Annotated in this window: 14 protein-coding genes; 4 read left to right on the forward strand and 10 right to left on the reverse strand. The window is 73.4% G+C overall.

What is annotated here, in order from left to right; translation table 11 throughout:
* From ACFWVP_RS04755 to ACFWVP_RS04790, 8 genes are all read right to left on the reverse strand, one after another.
* On the reverse strand, positions 1-813 hold the full coding sequence (locus tag ACFWVP_RS04755; RefSeq protein ID WP_384493570.1) for a protein phosphatase 2C domain-containing protein: 813 nt from the start codon (positions 811-813) through the stop codon (positions 1-3).
* Entirely contained in the window at positions 810-1,580 is a 771-nt protein-coding gene (locus ACFWVP_RS04760) for a hypothetical protein (protein ID WP_384493572.1), read from the reverse strand. Before ACFWVP_RS04760 ends, ACFWVP_RS04755 begins: the two co-directional genes overlap by 4 nt.
* The gene (locus tag ACFWVP_RS04765; RefSeq protein ID WP_384493574.1) at positions 1,573-1,809 is read right to left on the reverse strand and encodes a hypothetical protein; all 237 of its coding nucleotides are present in this window, start codon (positions 1,807-1,809) and stop codon (positions 1,573-1,575) included. The genes ACFWVP_RS04760 and ACFWVP_RS04765 overlap by 8 nt, the downstream gene beginning before the upstream one ends.
* A gap of 146 nt (positions 1,810-1,955) precedes the next feature.
* Positions 1,956-3,065, reverse strand: a complete 1,110-nt coding sequence (locus ACFWVP_RS04770) for a hypothetical protein (RefSeq protein ID WP_384493575.1) — start codon at positions 3,063-3,065, stop codon at positions 1,956-1,958.
* Positions 3,066-3,129: 64 nt separating this feature from the next.
* Positions 3,130-3,801: an RES family NAD+ phosphorylase gene (locus tag ACFWVP_RS04775; RefSeq protein ID WP_384493576.1), complete on the reverse strand. Its 672-nt coding sequence runs from the start codon at positions 3,799-3,801 to the stop codon at positions 3,130-3,132.
* A complete protein-coding gene (locus tag ACFWVP_RS04780; RefSeq protein ID WP_384493578.1) occupies positions 3,801-4,481 on the reverse strand; it encodes a hypothetical protein in 681 nt (226 codons plus the stop codon). Before ACFWVP_RS04780 ends, ACFWVP_RS04775 begins: the two co-directional genes overlap by 1 nt.
* Positions 4,478-7,975 carry a CHAT domain-containing protein gene (locus tag ACFWVP_RS04785; protein ID WP_384493580.1) on the reverse strand — a complete coding sequence of 1,166 codons (3,498 nt, stop codon included), beginning with the start codon at positions 7,973-7,975 and terminating at the stop codon, positions 4,478-4,480. Before ACFWVP_RS04785 ends, ACFWVP_RS04780 begins: the two co-directional genes overlap by 4 nt.
* A gap of 49 nt (positions 7,976-8,024) precedes the next feature.
* Positions 8,025-8,486 carry a hypothetical protein gene (locus ACFWVP_RS04790; RefSeq protein WP_384493582.1) on the reverse strand — a complete coding sequence of 154 codons (462 nt, stop codon included), beginning with the start codon at positions 8,484-8,486 and terminating at the stop codon, positions 8,025-8,027.
* Positions 8,487-8,902: 416 nt separating this feature from the next.
* Here ACFWVP_RS04790 and ACFWVP_RS04795 point away from each other — a divergent pair, with 416 nt between their 5' ends.
* Positions 8,903-12,292 (forward strand): CHAT domain-containing protein, encoded by a 3,390-nt coding sequence (locus tag ACFWVP_RS04795; RefSeq protein WP_384493583.1) that lies wholly within the window; start codon positions 8,903-8,905, stop codon positions 12,290-12,292.
* A 283-nt stretch (positions 12,293-12,575) separates the two neighbouring features.
* Here the strand turns inward: ACFWVP_RS04795 and ACFWVP_RS04800 are convergent, their stop codons facing one another.
* Positions 12,576-13,310 (reverse strand): MerR family DNA-binding transcriptional regulator, encoded by a 735-nt coding sequence (locus tag ACFWVP_RS04800; protein WP_384493585.1) that lies wholly within the window; start codon positions 13,308-13,310, stop codon positions 12,576-12,578.
* An 88-nt stretch (positions 13,311-13,398) separates the two neighbouring features.
* Between ACFWVP_RS04800 and ACFWVP_RS04805 the strand changes: the two genes are divergently transcribed.
* Together ACFWVP_RS04805 and ACFWVP_RS04810 are read left to right on the forward strand one after the other, a co-directional pair.
* Positions 13,399-14,013 (forward strand): putative immunity protein, encoded by a 615-nt coding sequence (locus ACFWVP_RS04805; RefSeq protein WP_384493586.1) that lies wholly within the window; start codon positions 13,399-13,401, stop codon positions 14,011-14,013.
* Positions 14,010-14,525, forward strand: coding sequence for a putative immunity protein (locus ACFWVP_RS04810; RefSeq protein ID WP_384493588.1), 516 nt, complete (start codon positions 14,010-14,012; stop codon positions 14,523-14,525). Before ACFWVP_RS04805 ends, ACFWVP_RS04810 begins: the two co-directional genes overlap by 4 nt.
* A 635-nt stretch (positions 14,526-15,160) precedes the next feature.
* Here ACFWVP_RS04810 and ACFWVP_RS04815 read toward each other — a convergent pair.
* Entirely contained in the window at positions 15,161-18,199 is a 3,039-nt protein-coding gene (locus ACFWVP_RS04815) for a tetratricopeptide repeat protein (RefSeq protein ID WP_384493590.1), read from the reverse strand.
* 340 nt (positions 18,200-18,539) lie between these two features.
* On the opposite strand from ACFWVP_RS04815, the gene ACFWVP_RS04820 reads away from it, so the two are divergent.
* A complete protein-coding gene (locus ACFWVP_RS04820; RefSeq protein WP_384493592.1) occupies positions 18,540-20,093 on the forward strand; it encodes a PQQ-binding-like beta-propeller repeat protein in 1,554 nt (517 codons plus the stop codon).
* Positions 20,094-20,097 lie beyond the last annotated feature (4 nt).

Consider the following 20,097-nt stretch of genomic DNA (forward strand, 5'->3'; position numbering starts at 1 on the left):
TCAGCTGCCCTCCGTCAGGGCGCAGAGCACGGTCAGGTCGTCGCCGGTCCGTGCCGCCTGCGGGCCGGAGAGCAGGGCACGCAGGGGGGCGGCGTCGCCGCCGTTCGCGCGGAGCGTCGCGGCGAGCCCGCAGAAGAAGCGTTCGGACGGTAACGGGCCCACCTGGGGCGGTAGTTCGCGGACGGAGGGGTGATCGAGGGTCAGCGCCGCGCAGCCGTCGGTGGCGAGGACGACCCCGCTGAGTTCCGGCTCCCACACCACGAACGTCCGCACCCGCAGGGCGGCACCGGGCGAGGAGAGGAAGACCGGTCCCGGCGTTCCGGGCGCGGGCGGGGGCAGGACCAGGTGGCATCGCTCGCCCTCCCGCGGCGCGGTTCCGGCGGGCCCGCGGGTCAGCACCGTGCCGAAGCAGTCGCCGACCGAGACGAAGGCGGCCCACGGTGGCCGTACGACCGCGGCGGCCATCGTCGCGGCCAGCGCACCGGCCTCCACCGGATCCGACGGGGCGGTCGCCCTCAGCACGCTCTCGACGGCCCGCAGATACTCCGCGACCACCCGGGCGCCGCCCGCGACGGTCCATCGGGTCCACACCTCCGGCAGGTCGTCCGGGGCGGGTATGTCCTCGGCCAGGACCCGGCAGGCCGTGTCCACGGCGATGTGCGCGCCGAGGGCGCTGCGTTCACGGCCTCCGGCGCCGTCCGCGACGGCGAGCACCGCCGTGGCATCCAGCTCGACCGCTTTGAAGGCGTCCTGGCAGCCCACTCCCGCGGCCAGGTGTCCGGTCCCCTGGACGACGGCCCCGGCGACGATCACTGGTGTCTCTCCTCGAGCAGGCGCAGGCGCCGCTGCCGCTCCACGAGACCGGCCACCTGTCCGTGGATCTCGTCGGCGGCCTGTACCGCCCCGATCCGGTCCGAGCTCTGGAACAGCAGATCGAGGATCTGTCCGAAGTCGAGCCCTTCGAGCATCAGCGCGCCCTTGGGCGCGAGGACGCGCAGCAGTTCGAGGTCGGCGCCCCGCACGCCGATCGCCTGCAGGACGCACTCGCCCCGTTCCTCACCCCCGCGCACCTTCGCCGCCGTGCCGGCCAGGGCTGCGGGGTCCATCCGCTCCCCGTTCCCGTCGCTCGGGGCCCCGTCCGTCAGGACCCACAGGAACGGCCGGCGCACCTGGACCTGTGCGGCCTGCAGGGCCTGGTGCCGCGCCCTGGCCAGGTCGAGCGCCGTCTCGACGGCCTCCGTCATCCGGGTGAGTCCGGATGCCTCGAGCCGGGGCGGGCGCATGGTGTCCACGGGTACGAAGAGCCGGTCCGGCGCGGCTTCCTCGACCGGCACCAACAGCTCCCTGGCCGGGTCGAAGACCCTCACGTGGGAGTCGAAGGTGATCAGGCAGACCTCCACCCGCGCGCGCAGTCTCGGCTCCGCCCGCACTCCGTCGAACCAGCGGACCAGGGCTTCGTTGAGCTCGTCGATCCGAGGGCTCCCGACCGGCCGGCCCATGGAGGCCGACGTGTCCAGGAGCAGGACCACGGGCTGCCGTTCGTCGTAGCCCTCCGCGAGGCCGAAGCCGTACTCACTCATCCTCTGCCGCCTCGAACGCCCCGTGCTCCTGCCGTGCCGCGTCGAACGCGACAAGTCCCTGCCGTGCCGCGTCGTAGCGCACGGTGACCTCCGTTCCCGGTGGCATCCCCGGGGGGTCCGGAGGCATGCGCAGCAGCACACCTTCGACCAGTACGTACGCATCGGGAGCCGGCCAGGTGACGATCCGGCCCGCTGCCCCATGTCCCCATTCATCCATCCCGCCACTCATGCGCCCAAGGTAGGTGACACCGCGTCAACTTCGCGGGCCACAGAGGAATTTGATCGCCAGAAGATGTCCAGGACGCCTCGGTCCGCGCCCCCCGTGCCCCCGTGAGCTCCCGCGCGCAGACCGAGGCGCCCTTCCATTCCAGCGGATCAGCCGGTCGGCCGCCGGTCGCGGGCCGGTCGAATTCCGGCCGCTATGCGCTCGACGAGTTCGGCCGCCTCGGCGGTACGCACCACGAAGTGGACGTCCCAGTGCGCCCCGCCGGCCAGCTCCGCCTCCACGGCGGCCCATACGGCGGCCAGGCTGACCTGGTAGGACAGCCCTCCGCGCCCCGAGCCGAGGAGCGGGAAGCAGACCGAGCGCAGCGGCGGATCATGGCGGTCGCTCTCCTCCGCGAGCACGGCCAGTGCCCGGGACACCGATCGGGTCACATCGGCCGGCAGCACGTTGTAGTCGTTCGTTCCGGCCCGGGGGACGGCGATCGCCGCGTGGTAGATCCGGCGCACCCCCTGTCCGGCCAGGGCTCCGGAACCGGTGGCCGCCACGGTGCCGGGCAGTACCGCGCGCCCCGAAGTGCCGTGCCGTACCGCCCACTCGCGCAGCTCCTGGGGAAGCAGGTCCTCCAGCACCTCCCCCGTCACACCGCGCACGGAGGCCGCGCGACGCAGTGACGCGGCGATCGACGCCTTGTAGGGCTCGGGCAGCGCCAGATGGACGTTGGAGGGGGACACGATCACGTCCACGTCACGCAGCATGTCCACGGGGTGCAGATGGACGCTGAACCTGACGGGCCGGTCACCGGCCCAGGCCTCCACGGTCCGATGGGTTCCGGCGCCCCATCCGTCCGCTGCGGCACCCGTCGGCGTCTCGGTCTCCTCCGCCAGCAGTCGCACGATGTGTTCGGCGATCTGGCCGAGGACCATCACCTCGTGGTCCTTGCGGAAGCGCTCGACACTCACCCCGTACACCGAGGCCGCCCTGGCCCGGCGGGAGGACGCGGGCCAGTCCCTGGTGCCCTGCGCCAGGCCCAGGGTGTACTCGGCGGCGATGCGCAGCGTCCCCGCGTCCAGGCGCGTCACGGCGAGGCGCAGCAGCGCCTCCACGGCCGCGCCGGGCGTCCGGGCGGTGACCGCGGTCACCGCCTCGGCGGCCGACTCCAGCGCGGGCAGCGCGTGCCCCCGCAGCCGGACCAGTCCTGTGCGCCGAACTTCCTTCAGCTCAGGCAGGACTGACCCGTAGTCAAGGATGGAGGATGCCATGCGCCCACCATGGCACCACTCTTCACGGACGGACAAGCCGAGGGCGGGACCGCCCGGCCGGGCGTCACCACCCCACGGGCTTCGAGATCTGCGCCCACAGCGGTTCGAGAAGCTTGTCGGCCCGCGCGACTCCCTCCTTGGAGCCGAGATCCGCGATGCCCCTTTCCGGCAGCACCTCCAGCGGCGTGCCCTCCTGGTCCTCGCAGCGGTCCTGGAAGAGGACCATGGCGTTCCGGGGGCGGTCGCGCCGGGACTGCCAGATCAGGCCCATGGCGTCGGGGGCCTGGGCGCGGATCTCACTGGCCCAGCGCCGTGACTTCGCGTAGTTGCGCTCGTCCTCCAGGAGGGTCGAGTTCTGCCGGACGGCTGCCAGGTCCTTCTCCTCGATCAGCGAGACCAGGGTCAGCTCACGCGTGGTGCGCAGCACGCTCAACGACCGTCCGGACACCGTGGCGAAGGGGATCTCCCTCATTCCGGACGACAATGCGTAGGGCTGGGAGCGCAGCACGCTCTCCGCGAGTGCCGTGACGGCGGTGTCGGCCACGTACAGGGAGTGGTACGGGTCCAGCCGGGTGCCTTCGAAGCGGCCCCCGTCGAAGTGGATGTCCGCGAGTGTCGGGTTGAACTGATGTGCCGCGTAGCTCGACTTGTGCACGCGCCACAGCTCGGTGCCGATCGGGATCACCTCACGGTGGGGGCGCAGTTCCCAGGTGATCATCGGGAAGAACTCGTTCATCACTCCCCCTCCACGAGTGTGGTGGCGGCGCCGACCAGTTCGTGATCGGGCCGCCGTCCCAGCAACGAAGCGGGTGTTCCGCCCAGCCAGGTGTTGCCGCTGAGCCACCAGGTCGCCGCGCCCCGGGGGTCGATGTCCGCCAGGAGCAGCCGGTTGACCTCCAGGACGACCTCGTGCGGGGTGCCTCCGACGGCGGGGAACTGGAACTCCGGATAGCGGTCGCCGTCGCGGTGGTCCGGCAGCCTGATCAGTTCGGGTGGTGGCGTGCCACCGCAGCGGGTCCTCGCCTCGGCCGCCGAGAGGGCGGGCGTCCGGAGCAGCGGGTCCTGTGCGCCGCCGGGACCGAACGGATCGGGTGCCGGCGCGGCGGCCAGCAGGTGCGCCAGCTCCCGCGCGTCCGCCACGGTCGCCGGCCCGGGGGGTGCGGCGACGAGCCGCCCTGACTCCAGCGCGAGGCGCACCGGATGGTCGAGCGGCAGCGGCAGAACGGCGAGCCGTACGCCCTGGAGTGCTCTGCGGACCGCTCGGTCCTCGTCCGGCGGTGCTTCGGCGAGCGCGGTCAGCCGGGTGATCAGCAGCGCGTGCTGTGCGTCGTCGAGTGCCTTGCGGATGGTGGTCCTGTGCTCACCGATCAGGGCGAGCAGTCGCGCCGCGGATTGCCCGCGGTCCTCCTCGTTCATGCTGTCCCTCCTCCTGTCCTCTTTGTAGCCGGGCCGGGATGCCCCTGGTGGGTGAAGGCGGCCCAGAGCGCGATCCGGTCCAGTCCGGGTCGTCGCATCTCCCTGAGGAGCTCGCCCCGGAGCGAGCCCGGGTTCTCCCGGGCCGGGTCCAGCATCCACAGCTGCGCGGCCCGCAGGGCGTCCCCGGGGCTCAGCCCGTCGACCACCAGGTAGTGGTGGAACACCGCCATCAGCAGGGCCGATCCGCTGTCCTGGGCCAGCCACCGTGATCCGACGACGTCCCGTGCCCCGCCGGCGACGAACGCCGTGGTGAGCGTCAGCGCCTCGTCGTGGTCGCGCTTGCTCAGGTCCGTCTGGCAGGCGCTCAGCACGATCAACGGCCCGTCGGCCGAGTCGTACCGCTCCTCATGGTCGAGCAGGCGGGTCACGGTCAGCTTGCCCGTCCCGCCCCCCTCGGCGGGGGCTAGGTCCAGGGCCGAGACCGTGGGGCGGGTGCCCGCCGATCCGTGCGAGACCACGTGCAGCAGCGAGGCGCCCTCGGCGAGGTACCCCAGGACGGCGTCAGGGGTGCCCGGCATCAGTTCCCCGGGGGACGGGTCGTAGAGCTCGCCGCACAGCCGGGCCTGCGGGTAGAAGGCGTCCCGCAGGGCGGTGACCTCGGTCTCGGCGTACGTCAGGTCCATCAGCGGGTCGGCCACCAGCACCGGGGCGGACACCGGGTCCCTGGGTGCGCGTCGCACCGTACGCAGGAACTGGCTGCCGGACGCCGCGTAGCTGATCACCGTGGTCCGGCAGAGGTGGTCGTGTGGTGCCTCCGGCGGGAAGCGCGCGGCGTGCCAGGGGACGATGCCGAGCCGTCCGCAGGGCACCAGAACGATCCTGAGTGGCCGCTCGTCCCGGTCCCGGTCGGCGGGGAGCCTGTCCTCGATGCCGCCGAGGACGGGGGCCAGCGCCCGGAAGGCCCAGTCGCACATGTCCTCAAGGGCCTCTTCCCAGGCCTTCGCGACCGATTCGTCATCGGGCTGCTCCTGCTGGAGCGCCGCCGCGTCGAGGTACCGCTCCAGCGGTCCGCTCTCGCTGCCGGACAGCAACGGCAGGGCGCCCCCGGCGGCCCCGAGCTCCGGGGCCACCACGAGGACCAGTCCCGGGTCCTCGTCCTCGCCGGGAACCAGGTAGAGGAGTGCGTCCGCGCCCGCTTCCGCGACCCCGTCCGTCAGTTCGCCCAGGGTGGGGGTGCCGAGCAGGCCGCCCTCCCCGCGGTAGCCGAGGGCGTCGAGGGCCTGCCGGCGCAGGGTGCTCGGCAGCATGCCGGGTGTCTCCCCCGGGTCGGCCTCCCCGGCGTCCGGGGGCACGTCGGTGAACAGGGGTGCCGGGGGCACGTCGGTGGATCCGGGGGTCTGCGGCGACTCGGCGGGCCGGGGCGACTCCGGTGTCCGGCGCGACTCGGCCGCCCGCCAGGCCTCGGCGAGGTCACCGCGCCCGGCCGTGTCGAGGAGCTCGGGCACGGCCGAGGAGGTGGACGCCGCCTGCAGCACCAGGGCCCGGCCCAGTTCGAGTGCGGCCACGGCTTCGTGCAGCTTCCCCTGCGAGGCCGCCCACCGGGCGGCCCGTACCCCCCGGCTCGCCCCGGCACGGGCTGCCAGCAGCCCGTGCTCGGCGCCGGTCTGGAGGAGGACGTCGGCCGCGAGGGCCACCAGGGCCTCCTTGACGGCCTCCAGCGAGGCGGTGTCGGCCGCGTCCTTGTTGAGGATCCTGCGCAGGTGGTACGCCTCGGCGAGCTGCCACAACGCGTCGGCCGCGATCCGCGGCGCCCTTCCCTGCCGTACCTCGTCCCTGAGCCGTTCCAGTTCGCCGATGAGGACGTCGAGGACGGCGGGGTCACGGTCCAGGCCGACGCGCAGGCTCAAGGAGAGCGTCGACTGGTAGAGCTCGTCGGGCGAGGCTCCCGGCGGCGGCGGGACATGGTCGGGGACCGTGACCGGCTCACCGGTGAGGCCGGCGCGCAGCAGGTCGAAGTCCGGCGTCTTCGGCAGGGGCGACATGTCGCCGAACGGCAGGCCGCTGGCCTCGGCCCCTGCCACCCCCTTCTCGATGTACGGGAGGGACCGCAGGAGCATCTCCTTGTTCCGGGTCACCGCACCGAGCCTCCCGTAGGCCGCGCCCAGGGCCCAGTCGGCCAGGAACCGGAACGGCTGCCCTTCGGGGACACTCCTGTCGAGGGTTTCGGCCTCGGCCACCAGGCCCTGAAGTGCTTCGGTGTCCTCCGACTCCCCGGCTTCCAGGACCTTGCTGTAAAGCTCCAGTACGCGGCCGAGGATGGTCGGGTCGCCCAGTTCCGGGGGCAGCGATCCGGCGATCTTCCCCATGTGGCCGACGATCGTGTCCATTCGGGCGCGGCCCGCCGACCGGTCCTGGAAGGTGCCGCCCACGCCGGGGCTGACGGTGAGCAGAAGCGCCCGCAGGGATTCCAGGGCGGAGACGGAGTTCTCCCCCACCAGCGGCAGGTCCTGCACCGAACGCAGCCTGCCGAGCAGCTCGTTGAGCGCCTCGGGGTCGCCGCTCCTCAGGACGTCGTCGAGCCCCGTGGTGGTCGCGTGGACGGCGTCCATGGCCGTGACCATGTGGCGGAGGTCGTCGGGCGTGAGCTTCGGCTTCCGGGCATTCGCCGGAGCCGGTGCCGGTGCCGAATCCGATGCCCGATCCGACGCGGGTGCCGGCGTCTGATGCTGCTCCTGGGCGGGTGCGGGGTCCTGGGCGGGTGCGGGGTCCTGGGCCTCGACGGCTCCGGGCGCGTCCGCGCGCTCGACCGTGGGAGCCCCCGGCGCTGTGGGGATCCGGTCCGTCATCCGCCTCAGCTGGTCCGTGAACACCGAGCCGGCCGGCATCATCCCCGTCAGCAGGTCGGAGAGTCCGGGCCCGGTGGGGGCCGAAAGCAGGTCCTGGAACTGACGCAGCTGCCGCAGGAAGTCGTGAGGCAGCGGGAGTTCCACCACGTCCGCCATGAGCGCCCTGATCTCGAGCACCACGGTCGTCATCCCCGCGGGACCCGTCCGCGTGGCCCATTCGAGGAACGCGGACAGGTCCGGCGCACCGCCGGCCACGCCCTGTTGCGGCTGGATCGGCGAGACGTGCGTCAGCAGGAACAGCGCCGCCCACCGCCGGTCCTCCTCGGTCACCGTCGCACCCGACGGCGTCGTACGGTCCCTGGCGTCCCGCAGCAGCTGCTCGGCCCGGCGCCGGTCCGCCGGTGCGCCTTTCCCTTCGGCGTGCCGCATGGTGAGGGCGCCGGCCAGCCATACGTCCACCGAGCCGCGCAAGTCGGCTTCGTGGTGCAGTAGTTGGGCCAGCTGTTCGAGTTCGGCGACCGAGGCGTCGTGGGCACCCGAGGGCACCGCACCGCCTCCCAGCCCGGCGACCAGCCGCTTCACCCGCTCCGCGGCGTCCCGGGCCCAGGCCCGCAGACCCTGAATGCCACCGCTCTCCTCCTGGCTCACCGGCGCCCTGCCTCTCCCGAAATCCCGACCGCCTCCGAAGTCGTTCCCACTATGCCGATCCGCCGCGCGCGGGGCGGCGACTTCCGCGCTTCTTCCGCTCAACGCCCGGACTGTGCCCGGGAGTCGCCCAGATCCGCCCGCATCTCGTGGCGCATCTCACGCAGCCGGTCCCACAGGGCGTTTCGACGACCTCCTGGACGGCGGCGGGCGAGTCCCCCGGTCGCCGCGCGCCGTCGTCCAGCCGTCGGACCATGCCGTAGACGGCCCCGAGGTCATGGCTGACATCGCCCGCGTGGCCGGGCACCCGTTCCGGCAGCCGCATCCGGGCCTCCGCGTACACCTCCCGGTGCTGGTCGCGTGCCTCGGTGAGCCTCGGGCGGACGACCGACAGGTCGGTGTCACGGCCCAGCGCGTGCAACCGGTCGATGAGCGCGGCGAGCAGTGCCGGGCGGCGGTGTCGAGGGCCACGCAGCAGGCCCGCAGCTCCGGCGCCTCGCTGCGCCTCACCCATAGCTCCTCGGCACGCTCCTGTTCCCGTTGGCGGCTGCGTTCGGCGGCGCGCTGGTCAGCAGCGCGGACAGCGGCGTCCTGACCACTGCGACGACCGCGACCACCGAAGCGGTCACCGGACCGGCATCCACGTCGCCCCCGTCCGTCGTTCCGTCACCCCACGGACGACGCGGGCGGATCCGGCCGGTGGAGCCCCGGCCCGGTGCCCGTCCGGGGTTCGCCCTGTAGCCGACCAGCCGACCAGATGGATGGGCGGACAGGACAGGCGGGCGGACACCCCGGCCGGTCCCGCTGGGCGAGTTCTGGTTGCGCGAGGGGCAGTTGCCGGAAACCGCGCATGTCGGGCGGGGTCGCGCGGCCATCATGGCCTCGGAGCGACGACCGGGCATTCGACCGCGGCGGACGGGGCGTGGACACATGGTGGGCGACGAGCGGAGCGACGGCGTCGGAGGACTGCGGCTCTGGGCCGCCGGCGCGACCGAACGGGCGGGCGCGTTGATCCAGCGAGTGGGAAACGGCGGCGTGACCGCCGAGGAGTTCGAAGGTCCGATCGCCGAACTCAGCCAGTTGCGGCACCTGCTGGACCACGACCGGGCGCTGCTCGGCAGGGTCACCCTGGGACTCGGAGCCCTGCTCGCCGTGCGGCACGCCTCCGGGCACGGCTCGCCGGCGGACCGGGACGAGGCCCGCGGTCTGCTGGACGAGGTCCGGGATCCGACGACCGCCGCCGGGGAGGTGATGTCCGAGCAGGGCAGGCAGTGGGCGGCGATGTTCCTGCTGACGGTGACGGGACCGTCGGCGCCGGGCGGGGCGCCGCCGGACTTCTGGTCCGCCTTCGACCGGGCCAGGGGGACCGGGCCCGACGAGGGACCCGCGGAGGCTGCGGAGCTCGCGGCGCTGGCCGCCGAGGCCCGGAAGCTGCCGGTACCGCCGGAGGTCCAGGCCCAGTTGGGGCAGGTGCAGGACCTGCTCTCGTACGCCTCCCGGGGCGATTTCTCCGAGCCCGGGAAGCTGCTGACCATGCTGCCCGCCGACTTCCCGTTCGCCGAGCAGCTGCGCACGGTGGTGGGCCTGCTGACGTCCCTGCCGGACACCGCGGAGCCACAGCCCGCCGCCCCGGAGGCGGAGCGGGACCCGGAGGCCGACAACACGGTCAACGGCGCGTGGCTCGCGGCGATGCTCGGCACCTCGGAAGCCCTGCGCACCGGGGATCCCGAGGCCCTCAGCAGGCTCCTCCAGCGGCTGGGCGGCGATCTCGACCAGTTGCCGGACGGCCACGGCCGGGCCCCCGAGGTCCAGAACATGATCCGGCTGGTGTTGCAGACGGGTGAGCCGCTCGGTGGCAGCCGCGTGGACGGGACCGTCGCCCGCGAGCACACGAAGTCGGTCACCGAGCACTACGAGCGGCTGGCTGCCGACGATCCCGCCACGGCCGAATTCATCGTCGGGCTGCGGGCCGGCAATCTGCTGATCCGGATGCGCGCGGCCGAGGAGGCGGAGAACGGGGAGGAGTTCCTGGCCGTGGTGGCCGAACTCGACGCCCTCGAGAAGTCCACCCCCGCCGACCACCCGTTCCGCTCGCTGGTGCTGCTCGCGCAGGGCACCGCGCTCACCTCGCTCGGCGGGCGCACCGGCGACAGCGAGCTGCAGATGCGAGGCCTGGCCCAACAGGAAGAGGCACTGACGGACGTGTCGGCGGGGGACATCGGGATCCCCGAGGCGCTCATCACGGCGACGCGGGAGGGGTTCCTGACCGCCCGGGCCGTGACGGGAAAATCTCCGGACCTGCTGCCCGAGCGTGCTCCGCTGCCTCCCGACGCCTCCACGGACACCCGCTACCTGTCCGCCCTCTCCGCGACCCTCCGGCACTCCGTCACCCATGACCCCGCCGACCTGGACGCGGCCATCGACGAGCTGGAGCAGGTCCGCGACCGCGTCCGGCGGGGCCGGTCGCCGCGGGTCGCCGCCGACGCCCTGTGGCAGCTCGCGGAGAACCACCGCCTCCGGCTGCGCCTCACCGGGGACACGGCGGACCGGGACGCCGCCACGGAGGCCGCGCTGGAGTCCTTGCAGGCGCTCGCCGGGGACGTAGTCCTGCAGTCCGGCCCCGATCACGGCCTGCTGGCCGCCCGGTCGGGGGCCGACCGCGGGATGCGGGCCGCCGTCTGGGCCGCCTCCGAGGGGCGGGTCGAGGACAGTGTGGCCGCGCTGGAGCTGGGCCGGGCCCTGGTGCTGCAGGCCGCGTCCACCTCGCAGGCGGTTCCCGATCTGCTGGAGGCGCGCGGCCACCACGAGCTCGCGCGGGCGTGGCGCGCCAAGGGCGGCGAGGCCGGCGAGGAGCCCGATGCCCTCCCCCGCGCACTGCCCAGTTCGCTGCGTCGCCGCGCCCTGGAGGCGCTGGGTCACCGGGAGCCCGGCGGCGTGCTGTTCCACACCCCCACGGTCGACGAGCTCAAGGCCGGGGTGGCCGAGGCCGACGCGGACGCACTGGTCTACCTGCTCGCGGGCGAGGGAGCCACGCCCGGCATGGCGGTCGTGGTGGGCCCGGACACCGGCACCGGCGTCCGGGCCCTGCCGCTCCTGTCCGGCGAGGAGAGCGGCCCCCTGGAGCGTTACGTAGATGCCGCGGCCGGGTACGGGAACCGGCCCGGGGAGCCCGCCGCCGCGCAGGCCTGGGAAGACGCCCTCGCCGAGCTGTGCGTCTGGGCGACGGGGGCGGTGATCGCACCGGTGATGACGGGCGTCGCCGAACGGCTCGCCGCCAACGGGAGCCGGCGGAGGGACCGTACCGGCCCGCCGAGGATCGTGCTGGTGCCCTGTGGCCGCCTCGGCCTCGTCCCCTGGCACGCGGCCCGTCTGCCGGCCGGGGCACCGCACGACTACGTCTGCCAGGCGATGGTGATCAGTTACGCGGCGTCCGGCCGCCAGTTCCTGAACACGGTCCGGCTCGCCCCGCGCGCGCCTGCCGCCTCCCCCGTCCTGTTGGCCGACCCCACCATCACCCTGACGCACGCGGAGCTGGAGGTGGCGGCGCTCCAGCAGTCCCTGTACCCCGGGGCGCGCCTGTTCGGGGAGTTCTACGAACCTCCTGCCGAACTTGCGGGAGCCGGCACTCCGGACGACCTCCTCGACGCGCTCGACACTGCTCCGTCGCTGGTCCACCTGGCGTGCCACGGCTCGGCCGGGACCAGCCCGACGGCGTCCGTGCTGCGACTGGCGGCGCCCGTCGGCTCGTCGGGGCCGCCGCCGGACTCGGAAGGGCAGCAGGGGGAGACGGACCCCGGCACGCTGACCGTCTCCCGACTGCTCAGCCGCTCGGCGGGTGGACAGGGCGCCGCCGACGGGCCGTTGGTCGTGCTCAGCGCCTGTGAGACGGACCTGAGCAAGCGCGACCACGACGAGGCGCTGACGCTGACGACGGCGTTCGTGGCGAGCGGAGCGCGGGACGTGGTCGGATCACGGTGGGCCACCGAGGACTCGGCATCGGCGCTGATGATGGCCGTGTTCCACCACTATCTGGCCGTCGACGGGCTCAGTCCGGCCGACGCGCTCCGGGCCGCGCAGATATGGATGCTCGACCCTCACCGCAGGAATCCGGGGTCACTCGCCGGCAAGCTCCTGGACGAGCTGGACAAGGGGCCGAAGCTGGAACGGCTGACTGCCTGGGCCGCCTTCATCCACCAAGGTCATCCGGGTCCGTCCGAGCCGTCTTCCGCGGGGGCTGCCGTGAACCGGGCACCTGTGGAGCGGTCCCGGCCCGCGGTGAGCCGGCCTACGCACACGGACCCGGAGAGCGCGCCCCGATGACAGGAGCAGCATGCCCGGAGCGGCACTCCCCCCGGCGCATCCTCCCCCGCCCCGGAACCCCGGTGCCCCGACCGGGGGACGCCCGCCCACACGTGTGCGGGTCCCGGCAGCCGGCCGGACCGCATGCGCGGCCTGCTGGACGCCGTGGTGAGCCTGGGACGCCGGGCTGGAGCCGCCGGGGGTGCTGGCGGCATCGTGGAGTCGGCGGTGACGCCGATGTGGGCGTGGCCGGGGAGTTCCCTGATGACGACGTAGATGTTCAGTGGTCCCGACGTCGGAGACGTCAATGGGGTCCGTGCTCCGGGACTGAGCCGGTTCTCACCGAGCCGTCCAAGGAGTCGAGGTAGGCGGAGAGCTGACCGGCGGCGTACAACTGGGCCGTGCCGCGGGACGTGAGATCGCGCCGCCACCTGTCCAGGGACTTGGCCAGCGCATCGATGCTGCCGGCGTTGCGGAGTTCTCCGAGGACGGTGGCGATGGTGCCCAGGGGCCGGCCTCCCCGGCGCAGCAGGTGCGCCAGTTCGGCGTCGCGCACGTCCCGCGCGAGGTACTGGCGGTGCCCGCGTGGGTCACGTTGCGGGGTGAGGACTCCAGCGCGTTCCCAGGCGCGCAGGGTGGCCGGGTCGAGCGTGAGGTGGCGGGCGAGTTCACCGATGCTGTGGGGTGGTCGAGTGCCGGCCGCCGCATTCGGGTTCGCGGTCTCGAAGTGTGAGAGCGCCGTTTCGACGGTTCTCAGCGTGGTGCGGTCGCGAGCCAGGAGTGAGTGCCCGTCGTCGACGTACTCCAGTGCTTCGTCGAGCCGGCCGCCGGTGACGGCTTGCATGATGCGTCGGCCTGTCGAGTGGCCGAAGGCGGGGACGAGCGCCAGGTAGGCCGCGAGGCCGGCGGCATGGGCGGTGGTGTAGTCCCGGTACCCCGTCCGGCTGCGGTGGGCCGGCGGGATGATGCCGGCGTTCTCGTAGTTGCGGACCGCCTGCGTGGAGAGGCCGTGGCGGCGGGCCAGGTCCACTGGCCGCATGTGACCTCCGATTGAGGGTTCCGACGCAAGTGAGCGGAGTATTCGTCGCGAAGTCTCCACCGGGCGTTCAAGGATACGATTCATAGGCATGGCAAGGAACACGCACACCGTGTCCGGGGACTTCGATCTGACGATGGACGAGCTGCGCGTCGTGGCGCGTTACGTGGTCCGGCACGCAGAGGATGTCCTGTCGGTCTTCGAGCAGGCTGTTCCCGATGATCCGCGCCCCCGTGCGGCGATCGATGCGGCCTGGGTGTTCATCGGCGGTGCCAACAGGTCGAGATTGCAACGCGTCACCTCCTTCGACGCTCATCGGGCCGCCCGGTCGGCGCCCTCCGAAGCCGCGCGACTGGCCGCGCGATCCGCCGGTGACGCCGCGTCGGCCGCATACCTCCACCCCATCGCCCAGGTCGGTCAGGTCGGTCACGTCCTGCGGGCTTGCGCGAGTGCTGCGCGCATCGGGGAGATGGAGGCGGGCGGTGATCCCGCGATCGGGGGTGCCCTGCTGGAACGGTCGCGGCAGCGTGCGTCACCGGTGCTCATCGATGTGCTCTGCCGCTACCCGCCGGCGACGGGCGGCAGCAGTCGTGTCGCCCGGCTGATGCGCGCTTTGGATCATTCCCTGCGCCAGGCGGCCGACCGGCTGCCGGGGTACACCTCGGCGAGCCTCGCCGATGTGCGTGGGAAGGAGTGCGCGTCGTGATCCTCCCCGTGGTCCGCGACCCTCGCTTCGTGACGATCCGCCGTGGTGGGACTCTCACCGATGCGGATCACCGTCTCCTCGCTCTATGGGCTGCCGCCTGTGCGGAGCACGTCCTTGGCCTCTTCGAGTCGGCCCGGCCTCGGGACTCGCGACCACGTCAGGCGATCGAGCATGCCCGGGCCTGGGTTCGTGGTGAGGTCAGGATGATGCAGGCTCGCGCGGCGGGCGGCCATGCGATGGGGGCAGCCGGAGACCTGCGTGGGGCAGCACGGCATGCCGCGTACGCAGCCGGGCAGGCCGGGGCCGTCGCCCACGTCGCCGCGCATGAGCTCGGTGCGGCCGCCTATGCGATCAAGGCCGCTCGCGCAGCGGCACCGGAAGGCGAGAGCGAGGGTGCGGGACGACTCGAGTGCGAGTGGCAGCGCAATCAGCTCCCGGGGGCGATCCGCGAGCTGGTACTTGATGACCAGCGGCTGCGCAACGACATCTGCTGGTCGGTGTTCGACTGCTGAGACCGAACGTGCACGGCCCCTCGTGGTCGGCCCGGCGGGTGCCCATCCGCCGGGTGGTCGTCTGCACGGCGGTGCCGCATGGAGAGACGACAGACCTCGCCCTCTCGCGGTCGTCGGCCGGCGGGCGCTGTGCTGACCTGCTGGGGTGGGGACGGTCGCGCCGGCACGGAGGGGAGGCGTGTCGTGGCCGACGCAGTGGGTGCGACTCGCGTCTGCGGGTACGGGGAGCAGGCCCCGCCCCGGGCTGCCGGCAGGCGACCAACGTGCGGCTCGTCCGTGGTCCGCCCGCGGCCCTGCGGTCCGGCTCCGGCAGGTCTGCGGGCACCGTGCCCTGGCCGGGCGGCAGCGCGGTCGGGTTCCGGCCGGTCTCCCGGGCGGCTCGCCCGGACACCAGGGGCAGGCCCGCACCCGCGCGCACGAGGCCGGCCGCGCCTTCGGCGAGCCGTCCGAGCCGCGTCATCAGCTCGGCCTCCACACGTTCGTCGCATGCCGCGGGCGGGCCACGTCGCCGCCGTCGGGCCGGTCCGCGGCATGGATACGCGTATCGAACCCGGATGGGGCCCGCCCCGGACAGGGCCGTTCGGCCGTGCCGCCGCAGGGTGTACGGCCATGTGCGGCGGCGCAGGCGTGCCCCGTCAGGTGCTCTCCCCGGCCGGGCGGCCGGTTCCGGTGCCGTTCAGGCCGTCGCGTGCCAAGGCGTACTGCCGGGGGTGGTCACCGGCTCCGGGCAGGGCGAGGGCGGAGCGGAACTCCTGTCGTGCCTCGGCGTGACGGCCCGCCGCCGCGTAGGTGCTGCCGAGCCGGGTGCGTACCTCCATCTCCAGCCAGGTGCTCGTGTGCCGGGTGAGCGTGGCCAGGGCCGCGTGGTGGGCGTCGACGGCCAGGTCCAGCCGGCCCTGGAGGTGTTGCGCCGTGGCGAGCCTGGACAGGGTCGCGGCACGCAGGGGCGGGTCCCCGGCCTCGTCGGCCAGTCCGACCGCGCGCCGCAGCAGGTCGGTCGCCTCCGCGTGGCGGCCCAGGGCCAGGAGGGCGTCGGCGGTGAAGCACAGGGCGTTGCTGATCGTCCTGGGCCGTTCGCTCTTCTCGGCGATGGTGAGGGCGGTGAGGTAGTGGTCGAGGGCCTGCTCGTGCTCCCCCTGCCGGGAACGGATCGCGCCCAGGTTGAGGGTGGCTATCCCGGTCAGCCAGCCGTCCTCGAGCCGCTCCGCCAGTTCCACCGCCTCGCGCAGGTGCGCCACCGCGCCCTCGATGTCACCGAGCATCCACTCCGCGGTGCCCATCCCGGTGATCGCCCGCGCCCGCTCCCGCGGATCGCCCGGGGCGCAGTCGTGGCGCAGCGCTTCGGTGAACCAGGTGTGCGCCTGCCGGAACCGCCCCTGGTAGATGTCGACCATGCCCATGCAGTTGCGCAGCGCGGAGCGCATCCGGCGGTCGGTGGCCAGGTCCGCGCAGGGCAGCGCGAGGTCCAGGGCGGCGCGGCACTCGTGGTGGTGCCCCTGCCGGGTCAGGTGGTCGGCCAGGGCTTCGGCGAGCCGACAGGCGTCGTCGAACCTGCCGGCGGTGGCCGCGTAGGCCACCACGTCGACGAGTTCGCCGCCGGCCGCGTTCAGCCAGGCCGAGGCTTCCCGCCAGCCGGGGAAGGGAGAACCGGTCGTCCCGGCGTCGGCCGGGAAGGCCACGGGCCCCCAGTCGGCGGCCAGACGGCCCGCGGCCGTGTAGAGGCTCAGCACGGCGGTACGGTCCGCGGCGGCCTCCTCGGGTACGTCGGCCGCGAGGCGTCGCGCGTGCGCCCGTACGAGGTCGTGCATCCTGTAGCGGCCGGGATTCGGCTGCTGCAGGAGACTCGCGTCGACCAGGCCTTCCAGGAGGTCCTCGGCGTCCTCACGGGACTCGCCCAGCATGGCCGCGAGGGTGAGGCCGTCGAAGCGGGCGGTCGGTGCCAGCCCCGACGCCCGGAAGCCACGCCGCAGTTCGGGGGCGAGCTGGTCGTACGACATCCGGAAGGCGGCCTCCACGCTGCGGTCCTCGGCCCGCAGCTCGCCGAGGCTGCGCGCGTCGTCGGACATCCGGCCGGCCAGGAAGGACAGGGTCCAGGACGGCCGGTTCTGGAGTCGGGCGCTCGCGATGCGCAGTGCGAGGGGCAGGCCGCCGCAGCGCCGGGCGAGGTCGAGGGCCGCGTCGGGCTCGTCGTCCGCCCGGGACTCCCCGACGAGCTCACGGAGCAGGCCGACCGCGTCTGCTGTGTCCAGTGGTTCCACGGTGAGCCGCAGGCCGGCGTCGAGGCCGGGCAGCCGCTGCCTGCCTGCCACCAGGACCCGGCTCCCGGGTCCGGCGGGCAGGAGCGGACGGACCTGCTCGGCGCTGCGGGCGTCGTCGACGACGAGCAGCAGCCGTAGCCCGCTCGTGGCCGCGCGCCAGGCCGTGACCAGGTCCGCCAGGTCGTCCGCGTCGTACGTAGGGTCTGTGTCATCGAGGACCGCGCCGTCGCGTACCGCGCGCAGCAGCCGGCGCAGGGCCCGCTGCGGGGCGACGCTCTCGTGGGCGGCGCCGTGCGTGTGCAGGTCCACGAACAGGCAGCCGTCGGGGTAGGCGTCGCCGAGTGCCCAGGCGGCGCGCACCACCAGGGCGGTCTTGCCGACGCCCGCCGTGCCGTCGACGGCCACCACGGACACCGCGCTCGGGGAGACGGGGGCGGTCAGGAGGGCGAGTTCCCTCTCCCGTCCGACCAGGCAGGCGGTGTCGCCGGGGAGGTCGTTCCGACGGCGGTGGGGACGAGGGGCGTGACCGGGCCCGCCGGGAGTGGCGTGTTCGGCCGGGGAGTCCTCGGGCCGGTCGCGCTCGGGGCCGAAGGCCGCCGGGCCCGGCAGCAGTTGGTGGTCCTGGCGCAGGACCGCCTGGTGCACGCGGTGCAGTTCCTCACCGGGTTCCATGCCCAGCTCGTCGAGGAGCCCGCGCCTCGTCTCCTGGTAGACGGCGAGTGCCTCGGCCTGCCGGCCGCTGCCGTACAGCGCGCGCATCCGCAGGGCCGCGAGCGGTTCGTCGTGCGGCCGGGCCGGGGGCGGCGCCATGAGGGCGTCCAGCGCCTCCGGGTGGCGCCCGAGCAGCACCAGGCACTCCACCCGGTCCTGGTGCACCGTGCGCCGCTGCCGGGCGAGGCGTTGCCGTTCGGTGTCGGCGAGCGGCCCGGGCAGACCGGCCAGCGGCTCTGCCCGGAGGAGTTCCAGGGCTCGGCCGCCGTGATCGACGACCGCGTCGAGGTCACCGGCGGCCTTCGCGCGCCGGACGTGGGCGATGTGCTCGGCGAGGTCGGCGAGGTCGGTCCGCGTCCCGTCGGGCACGAAGCGGTAGCCGCCACGCCCGCCCTCGATCACCGAGGGGGCCGGCCCGTCGCCCGCCCCGTCCAGTACCTGGCGCAGCGAGTAGACGTAGCTCGGCAGGACCCGGTGGCCCGTCCCCGGAGGCTCCGTACCCCATACGTCGTCGAGGAGTTGCCGGTACGTCACGAGGGCCGGGGCGCGCAGGATCAGGGCGGCCAGGACCGCCTGCCGGCGTAGCGGTCCGAGTGCGAGCGGCACTTCACCACGGCGCGCCCTGACCGGTCCGAGCAGGTCGATCCGCAGGTGCCCGCCCGTATCGGCCGGCCCCGCACCCGGATCCGCTGAATCCACACCCATGTCGAAGTCCCCCGTTTTCGTGCGCGAGAAGCGCCCGCGCCGTTTCACAGTCCCGGCTTCAGCAAGTTTTCATCGGCATTGCAGCGCGTGGCGGCAGGGTTTGCCAAGTCGTGTCGGTGCCGACGACCCGCACGGAGAGCGAACCGGCCCTGCGCGGGGCCGAATCGAGACATTAATCATGCGCATGACATAGCCATCATGGGAGAGGGAAGTCCGTGACGTTCCGAGGGCGGCCGCGCCGCCTGCCCGTACCGATGAGCGCCGCGCTCGCGAGAGGCCGCGGCGAGGAGCCATCCGTACCCCCTGCGGGGCCCGGGCCGGCGCGAGGAGGGTGGAACTGATGCCGAACCCACCGCAGCCGTGGGAGGTTCCGCCCCCTGAGCACCGGCCGCTGCCGGGCAACCCGTACGCGACGGCAGGCCACGGCCCGCCCGTCCCTCCGGCCCCCCGCGGGCGCTTCGGCAAGGTGTCGGTGATCGCCGCCGTCGTCGTCCTGCCGGCCCTGGTGGCAGGCGCGGGGGTGTATGCCGTGACCGGCGGCGGGTGGGGCGGAACCACCGCACCCGCGGCGAGGAAGACACCCGACGCCTCCGCGACGCCGACGGCTCCCCGGGCACCCGCGGCCCCCACGAGCGAAGCGAAACGGATCCCGACGTCGAAGGAGATCAACGCCGGGCGGGAGCAGGGAGATGCCACGGCGTGGGTCGTCGACGACCGGACCGATCTGCCCCGTCGCTCGATCAAGGTCCACGACCTGTGGATCGCGGGCGACGTCGCCGTCCAGGCCGTGCACAGGAAGGTCACCGCCCACCGTCTCTCGGACGGCGCCGAGGTGTGGAGCGTGCCCCTGCCCGCACCAGTCTGTGAGACACCGGTCAATCCGACCCCGGACGGCAAGGTCGTCGTGGTGTACAAGAGCACCCAGGCCCGGAGCGGGAACCGGTGTGACCAGCTCCAGATGATCGACCTGCGGACCGGGAAGGCCGGCTGGCACAGGGAACTCACCGAAACCGGCTCCTCGGACGACACGATCATCGTGAACACCGCCATCAGCGGCGACGTCGTCGCGGTGACCCAGAGCATGAGGGCCGCCGCGTACCGGGTCGGTGACGGCACCAGGCTCTACGACATCCCCAGGGAGAAGACCGGCAACTGCTATCCGGACGACGTGGCGGGCGGCTCCCGGCTGCTGGTGAGCTCCGACTGCGCGATCGACGTCGACCGCGGCAAGAACTACAGCCAGCTCCGGGAGATCGACCCGCGTACCGGCAAGGTGCGCTGGCGTTTCCGGACCGAGCAGGGCTGGAAGGTCGGCAGGGTGCTCTCCGTCGATCCCGTCGTCCTCACCGTGCTCCACGCCGAGGAGCGCACCGACAACTGGCGGATCGTCGCCCTGGGTCCGGGCGGAAAGGTCCGCACCACCATCGACCCCCGGCCGAAGGGCTTCACGTACTGCGCCGACACGGGGGAGCCGGGCGAGAACATCCAGAACTGCCCCGGCACCGCCGTCGGCAAGGACGCCGTCCACCTGGGGGGCACCAACCAGGTCGGTGCCTACGACCTGGACACCGGGAAGCTCGCCTGGGGTGTGAAGTCCGAGGGCAGCACCCTGTTCCCCCTGCACGCGGAGAGCGGCTCGACCGGACTCGTCTACGAGGCGCCCACGCCCAGTCGGCCTGGCAGGATCATCAGATTCGGCCCGGGTGGCGTGGACACGGACGAGCAGGTGCTGCGGCACCCCGAATCGGCCCGGGCCACGGAGTACCCGATGCTCGCCGGGCACCTGGGCTACGCGAACGGCCGGATCGTCATCACACCGGCGACAGTGAGCGGCGACGACGCACAGCGCGGAGCCGCCATGCTGTCCTTCGCCCCCGCCTCCCCGTCCCCCTGAGGAC

Source organism: Streptomyces sp. NPDC058637, from assembly GCF_042717325.1.
GTDB lineage: Bacteria > Actinomycetota > Actinomycetes > Streptomycetales > Streptomycetaceae > Streptomyces.